A 6,200-nucleotide genomic window follows, 5' to 3' on the forward strand; every position below is an offset into this window, starting at 1 on the left:
CCGCGCCCGCTCCCCCGCGCGCCGGTCCGTGCGACGGCTCTCGCGTGACCGAGCCGCGCGCGGGGGAGCGGGCGCGGAGCGGTAGCGGCATGTCGGGCGCATTTCGGGCACATCTCCGGGGCGTCTCCGGGGCGCGTGGGGCGTGCGGGTGCCCTTGACTGGTCCTGCGTGCGGAGTGAGACTCCTTCAACAGTTCGTTGAATTCGCAGATGCGTCCGGAAGGGCTACACGTGTCCGATGTGAACGATGTGACCCTGATACTGCGTTCCACCCGCGTCGCCACCCCCGACGGCGTACGCCCCGCCTCCGTCGCCGTCGCCGGAGCCACGGTCGCCGCCGTCCTGCCGTACGCCTGCGGGATACCGGCGGGCGCCCGGCTGGAGGATGTCGGGGACGACGCCGTACTCCCCGGCCTCGTCGACACCCACGTCCATGTCAACGACCCGGGGCGCGCGCGGTGGGAGGGCTTCTGGACCGCCACCCGCGCGGCCGCGGCCGGTGGCGTCACCACCCTGCTCGACATGCCCCTCAACTCGCTGCCCCCCACCACCACCCCCGCCCACCTGGAGACCAAGCGCGCGGCGGCGCGCGGCCGTATCCACGTCGACGTCGGATTCTGGGGCGGCGCGGTCCCGGACAACGTGAAGGAGCTGCGGCCGCTGCACGACGCCGGGGTCTTCGGCTTCAAGTGCTTCCTGTCGCCGTCCGGTGTGGAGGAGTTCCCCGAGCTGGACCAGGAGCGCCTCGGCCGCTCGCTCGCCGAGATCACGGGGTTCGGCGGGCTGCTGATCGTGCACGCGGAGGACCCGCACGCCCTGGAGTCCGCGCCGCTGCGCGGCGGCCCCGCCTATGCCGACTTCCTGGCGTCCCGCCCGCGCGGCGCCGAGAACGCGGCGGTCGCGCACCTCGTCGCGCAGGCCGAGCGGCTCGACGCCCGGGTGCACGTCCTGCATCTGTCCTCCTCGGACGCGCTGCCGCTGATCGCCGGGGCCAGACGCGCCGGAGTGCGGATCACCGCCGAGTCCTGCCCGCACTTCCTCACGCTCACGGCGGAGGAAGTCCCCGACGGGGCGACGGAGTTCAAGTGCTGCCCGCCGATCAGGGAGGCCGCGAACCAGGACGCGCTGTGGCAGGGGCTCGCCGACGGCACCATCGACTGCGTCGTCTCCGACCACTCGCCGTGCACCACCGACCTCAAGACCCCCGACTTCGCCACCGCCTGGGGCGGTATCTCCTCCCTCCAGCTGGGGCTCCCGGCGATCTGGACCGAGGCGCGCAGACGCGGCCGGCCGCTGGAGGACGTCGTGCGCTGGATGTCGACGGCCCCCGCCGCGCTCGCGGGGCTGACCCGTAAGGGAGCGATCGAGGCCGGTCGTGACGCCGACTTCGCTGTCCTCGCCCCGGAGGAGACCTTCACCGTGGACCCGGTCGCGCTGCACCACCGCAACCAGATCACGGCGTACGCGGGCAGAACGCTGTACGGCGTGGTGAGATCGGCCTGGCTGCGCGGCGCTCCGATCCTCCGCGACGGCGCCTTCGCCGAGCCCGCGGGACGCCTGCTCGAAAGGAACGACTGAACGTGTCCGAGCCCCGTTTCACCGGTGACGCCCAGCCGTACGGCGGCGGCGACCCGTACGCCGACTACCGCGCCGCCGACTTCCCCTTCACCCACCTCACCGACCTCGCCGACCGGCGGCTCGGCGCCGGGGTGACGGCCGCCAACGACGAGTTCTTCGCCGAGCGCGAGAACCTGCTGAAGCCGGGCCCCGCCACCTTCGAACCGGAACGCTTCGGCCACAAGGGCAAGATCATGGACGGCTGGGAGACCCGCCGCCGCCGCGGGAGCGGCGGCGCCCGCCCGCACCCCGCCGACACCGACCACGACTGGGCGCTGGTACGGCTCGGCGTCCCCGGAACGATCCGCGGCATCGTCGTCGACACCGCGCACTTCCGGGGAAACCATCCGCGCGCCGTCTCCGTGGAGGCCACCGCGCTGCCCGGCACCCCGTCCCCCGCGGACCTCCTCGCCGACGGCGTGAAGTGGACGGTCCTCGTACCCCGTACGGAGATCGGCGGCCACGCCGCCAACGGCTTCGCGGTCGACGCCCCGCGCCGCTTCACCCACCTGCGGATCAACCAGCACCCCGACGGCGGGATCGCCCGGCTGCGGGTGTACGGCGAGGCCCGGCCCGACCCGGCGTGGCTCGCAGCCCTCGGCACGTTCGACGTCGTCGCGCTGGAGAACGGCGGCCGGGTCGAGGACGCCTCCGACCGCTTCTACTCGCCCGCCGCCCACACCATCGGGCCCGGCCGCTCCGGCCGGATGGACGACGGCTGGGAGACCAGGCGCCGCCGCGACCTGGGCCACGACTGGATCCGCTACCGGACGGCGGAGCAGGCCGAGATCCGCGCCGTCGAGATCGACACCGCGTATCTGAAGGGCAACGCGGCGGGCTGGGCCGCGCTGTGGGTACGGGACGGCGAGCCGGGCCCGGCGGCCGGGCGGGCAGCCGGGACGGAGCCGGGCGGCTGGACCGAGATCCTGCCGAGGACCGCGCTCCAGCCCGACACGAACCACCGCTACGTACTGCCCGCAGGTGTGGTCGCCTCCGAGGTGCGCCTCGACATCTTCCCGGACGGCGGGATCTCCCGGCTGCGGCTGTTCGGCTCCCTCACCCGGTCCGGCGCGGCGCGGCTGGCCGCGCGCCACCGGGAGCTGGGCGGCTGAGAGCCGAACGGCCCGCACACCCGCGGACGCCGGACGCCGCCGACCCCGCCCCGGGGGCGGACGGCGCCGTTTCGAAGACAGGGCCTGGCACCGCGTGCCCTCCCTGATCCGGCCCGATCCAAGCGATCTGATCCGGCCCGATCCAAGCGATGAGGACCTACGGCCCTGCCGCGCCGTTACCGAAGTCGGCAACCTCGCGACTTTGGTACCGACCCCGCTCCGGCACCCACTGTCACGCCTCCGGCCTGCGTAACGTGGTCGGTATGACACGTACGGACTATCCCTGGCTGCTGCCCTCGGAGATGCTCCACCCGAGGGATCCCGAGCCGGCCGGGGAGCCCGGGGCCGACCGGGCCCCAGGGCCCGTCCGGGCCCGGCCGCGCCGTACCGTACGGGACTGGGCCATCGACGCGCTCATGACGCTCGTCGCGGCCGGCGTCGGGCTGATCGGTCTCCAGACCTCCCGCCAGCTGAGCGATCCGGACCCGGTCGTCCTCTTCGACATCGCCGCGGGCGTCCTGGCCTGCGGCGCGCTGTGGCTGCGCCGCCGCCGGCCGGTGGAGCTGGCGCTCGGGCTGGCCGTGCTGAGCACGCTCACGCCCGTCGCCGCGGGAGCCTCCCTGGTCGCGCTGTTCTGTGTGGCCGTGCACCGGCCGTTCCGGCCCGTGCTGATCGTCGGCGTGGTGTCGCTGCTGACCGGGATCGGGCAGGCGTACCTGCGCCCCGATCCGAGCAGCTCCGTCCGCGCGGCGATCATCACGACCGCGGTCGTCCTCCTGCTGGCGGTCGGCTGGGGCATGCTCGTACGGTCCAGGCGCCAGCTGGTCGCGGCGCTGCGCGAGCGCGCGGTGCGCGCCGAGGCCGAGGCGGCGCTCCGCGCCGAGCAGGCGCAGCGGCTCGCCCGCGAGGAGGTCGCCCGGGAGATGCACGACGTGCTGGCCCACCGGCTGACGCTGCTCAGCGTCCACGCGGGCGCCCTGGAGTTCCGGCCGGACGCGCCCGCCCCCGAGGTCGCCAGGGCGGCGGGGGTGATCAGGGACAGCGCGCACGACGCCCTCCAGGACCTGCGCATGATCATCGGAGTGCTGCGGGCGCCCGGCGGCGAGGGCGACCGGCCGCAGCCGACACTCGCCACCCTGGACGCGCTGGTCGACGAGGTGCGGCTGGCCGGGATGCGCGTCACGCTCGACAACCGGATCGACGACCCCGCCGCCGTGCCCGCCGCCCTCGGCCGCACCGCCTACCGCGTCGCCCAGGAGGGCCTGACCAACGCCCGCAAGCACGCGCCCGGCAGCCGCGCGAGCGTCGCGGTCGGCGGCAGCCCCGGCGAAGGGCTCACCGTCGAGGTGCGCAACGACGCGCCCCCCGGCGAGGTGCCGAAGGTGCCCGGCTCGGGACAGGGGCTGATCGGGCTCACCGAACGGGCCGCGCTGGCCGGTGGCCGGTTCGCACACGGGCCCACCGGGGACGGCGGATTCACCGTGTCTGCTTGGCTACCGTGGACCCCATGACCACCGAGGCCATCAGGCTGATCATTGTCGACGACGACCCGCTCGTGCGCGCCGGGCTCACGCTGATGCTCGGCGGCGCCGACGACATCGAGATCGTGGCAGAGGCGGCCGACGGCGCCGAGGTGATGTCCCTGGTCGAACGGGCAGCCCCCGACGTCGTTCTCATGGACATCCGGATGCCCGTCATGGACGGGCTGACCGCCACCGAGGTGCTGCGCGCCCGCCCCGGCGCCCCCGAGGTCCTGGTGCTGACCACGTTCCACGCCGACGAACAGGTGGTACGGGCGCTGCGCGCGGGCGCGGCCGGCTTCGTCCTCAAGGACACACCGCCCGCCGAGATCGTCGCGGCCGTGCGCAGGGTCGCCGCCGGGGACCCGGTGCTCTCGCCCGCCGTCACCCGCCAGCTGATGACCCGGGTGGCGGAGGAGGAGGCGGTCGTCGTGAGCCGCGGCGGCCACGCGGCCGGGCGGCTCGCCGCGCTCGCGGAACGGGAGCGCGAGGTCGCGCTCGCCGTCGGCCAGGGCCGGTCCAACGCGGAGATCGCCGCGAGCCTCTACATGAGCGTCCCCACGGTCAAGGCGCACGTCTCCCGGATCCTGGCCAAGCTCGGCCTCAACAACCGGGTGCAGATAGCGCTGTTGGTGCAGGACGCGGACCGGGCCGCCCCGGCCTGATCGGCCCGGAACCGGCGGATCGCGCGGGGTGGCGACGTAGGCTGATCCGATGGCTGTCATCGAACTGGCGCACTACGGACCGGACTTCAACGCCGACCCCTACCCGTACTACGCGAAGCTGCGCGAGACGGGACCCGTCCACGAGGTCATCGCCCGGGACGGCGACCCGTTCTGGCTGGTCGTCGGATACGAGGAGGGGCGCGAGGCCCTCGCCGACCCGCGGCTCTCCAAGGCGCTGGCCACCATGGGGTACGAGTCGAGCGACGAGGCGATCATGGGCCCGCACGTGCTCACCCTCGACCCGCCCGACCACACCCGGCTGCGCAAGCTCGTCGCCCCCGAGTTCACCGCGCGCCGGGTGGAGCGGATGCTGCCGCGCATCCAGCGCGTCACCGACGAACTCCTCGACGCGATGGGCCCGTCGGGCAGCGGCGATCTGGTCGACGCGCTGGCGTTCCCGCTGCCCATCACCGTCATCTGCGAGCTGCTCGGCGTGCCGCTCGCCGACCGTGACACCTTCCGCGTCTGGACCAACGAGATCGTCGCGCCCACCACCCCCGAGGGGCAGCGGGTCATGACGGTCGAGCTGTGCGCGTACCTCGACGCGCTCATCGAGGACAAGAGGAAGGCGGGTCCCACCGACGACCTGCTCTCCTCGCTGCTGCGCGCCCGCGCGGAGGACGGCGACCGGCTGTCGGCGGCGGAACTGCGCGCGTGGGCCTACGTCCTGCTGATCGCCGGGCACGAGACCACGGTCAACCTGATCGCCAACGCGGTACGGTGCCTGCTCGCTCACCCGGGCCAACTGGCCGCGCTGAGAGCGGACTTCGGCCTGCTCGACGGTGCGATCGAGGAGACGCTGCGGTTCGAGGGGCCGGTGGAGACCAGCACCGTACGGTTCACCCGCGAGCCGGTCTCGTACGCCGGTACGGAGATACCGGCGCACCGGACCGTCCTGATCTCGCTCGCCTCGGCCGACCGCGACCCGGCCCGCTTCCCCGACCCCGACACCTTCGACATCCGCAGGTCGGCGACCGAGGGCCGGGGCCCTGGTCATCTCGCCTTCGGCCACGGCATCCACTTCTGCGTGGGCGCCCCACTGGCCCGTCTGGAGGCCCGCATCGTCCTCCGTACGCTGCTGGAACGCTGCCCCGACCTGGCGCTCGACCCGGCCGCCGGGGCGTATGACTGGCTGCCGGGGCTGCTGATCCGCGGGGTGCGCGCGCTCCCGGTGCGCTGGTAGCGCTGCGGCGCCCGGCGCGACCGGCGCACCCGGCGGGCTCTCAG

Annotated in this window: 5 protein-coding genes; all 5 read left to right on the forward strand. The window is 74.2% G+C overall.

Annotation, left to right across the window (positions count from 1 at the left end; all coding sequences use genetic code 11):
* Nucleotides 1-209: 209 nt before the first annotated feature.
* The 5 genes from allB to DVH02_RS31885 all read left to right on the forward strand — a co-directional run bounded on the left by allB (nucleotide 210) and on the right by DVH02_RS31885 (nucleotide 6,156).
* Nucleotides 210-1,577 carry an allantoinase AllB gene (allB, locus tag DVH02_RS31865; RefSeq protein ID WP_199566487.1) on the forward strand — a complete coding sequence of 456 codons (1,368 nt, stop codon included), beginning with the start codon at nucleotides 210-212 and terminating at the stop codon, nucleotides 1,575-1,577.
* 2 nt (nucleotides 1,578-1,579) lie between these two features.
* Complete coding sequence (gene alc, locus DVH02_RS31870) at nucleotides 1,580-2,728, forward strand: allantoicase (RefSeq protein WP_407697704.1); 1,149 nt, start codon at nucleotides 1,580-1,582, stop codon at nucleotides 2,726-2,728.
* A gap of 263 nt (nucleotides 2,729-2,991) precedes the next feature.
* The gene (locus DVH02_RS31875; RefSeq protein ID WP_114627331.1) at nucleotides 2,992-4,239 is read left to right on the forward strand and encodes a sensor histidine kinase; all 1,248 of its coding nucleotides are present in this window, start codon (nucleotides 2,992-2,994) and stop codon (nucleotides 4,237-4,239) included.
* Entirely contained in the window at nucleotides 4,236-4,913 is a 678-nt protein-coding gene (locus DVH02_RS31880) for a response regulator (protein ID WP_114627332.1), read from the forward strand. The genes DVH02_RS31875 and DVH02_RS31880 overlap by 4 nt, the downstream gene beginning before the upstream one ends.
* A gap of 49 nt (nucleotides 4,914-4,962) precedes the next feature.
* A complete protein-coding gene (locus DVH02_RS31885; RefSeq protein ID WP_114627333.1) occupies nucleotides 4,963-6,156 on the forward strand; it encodes a cytochrome P450 family protein in 1,194 nt (397 codons plus the stop codon).
* Nucleotides 6,157-6,200: the final 44 nt, after the last annotated feature.

It is taken from the genome of Streptomyces corynorhini, assembly GCF_003346515.1.
Classification (GTDB): Bacteria; Actinomycetota; Actinomycetes; order Streptomycetales; family Streptomycetaceae; genus Streptomyces; species Streptomyces corynorhini.

Coding starts and splice junctions, on each gene's coding strand:
- allB (WP_199566487.1), top strand. CDS start 210: ATGCGTCCGGAAGGGCTACACGTGTCCGATGTGAACGATGTGACCCTG.
- DVH02_RS31875 (WP_114627331.1), top strand. CDS start 2,992: ATGACACGTACGGACTATCCCTGGCTGCTGCCCTCGGAGATGCTCCAC.
- DVH02_RS31880 (WP_114627332.1), top strand. CDS start 4,236: ATGACCACCGAGGCCATCAGGCTGATCATTGTCGACGACGACCCGCTC.
- DVH02_RS31885 (WP_114627333.1), top strand. CDS start 4,963: ATGGCTGTCATCGAACTGGCGCACTACGGACCGGACTTCAACGCCGAC.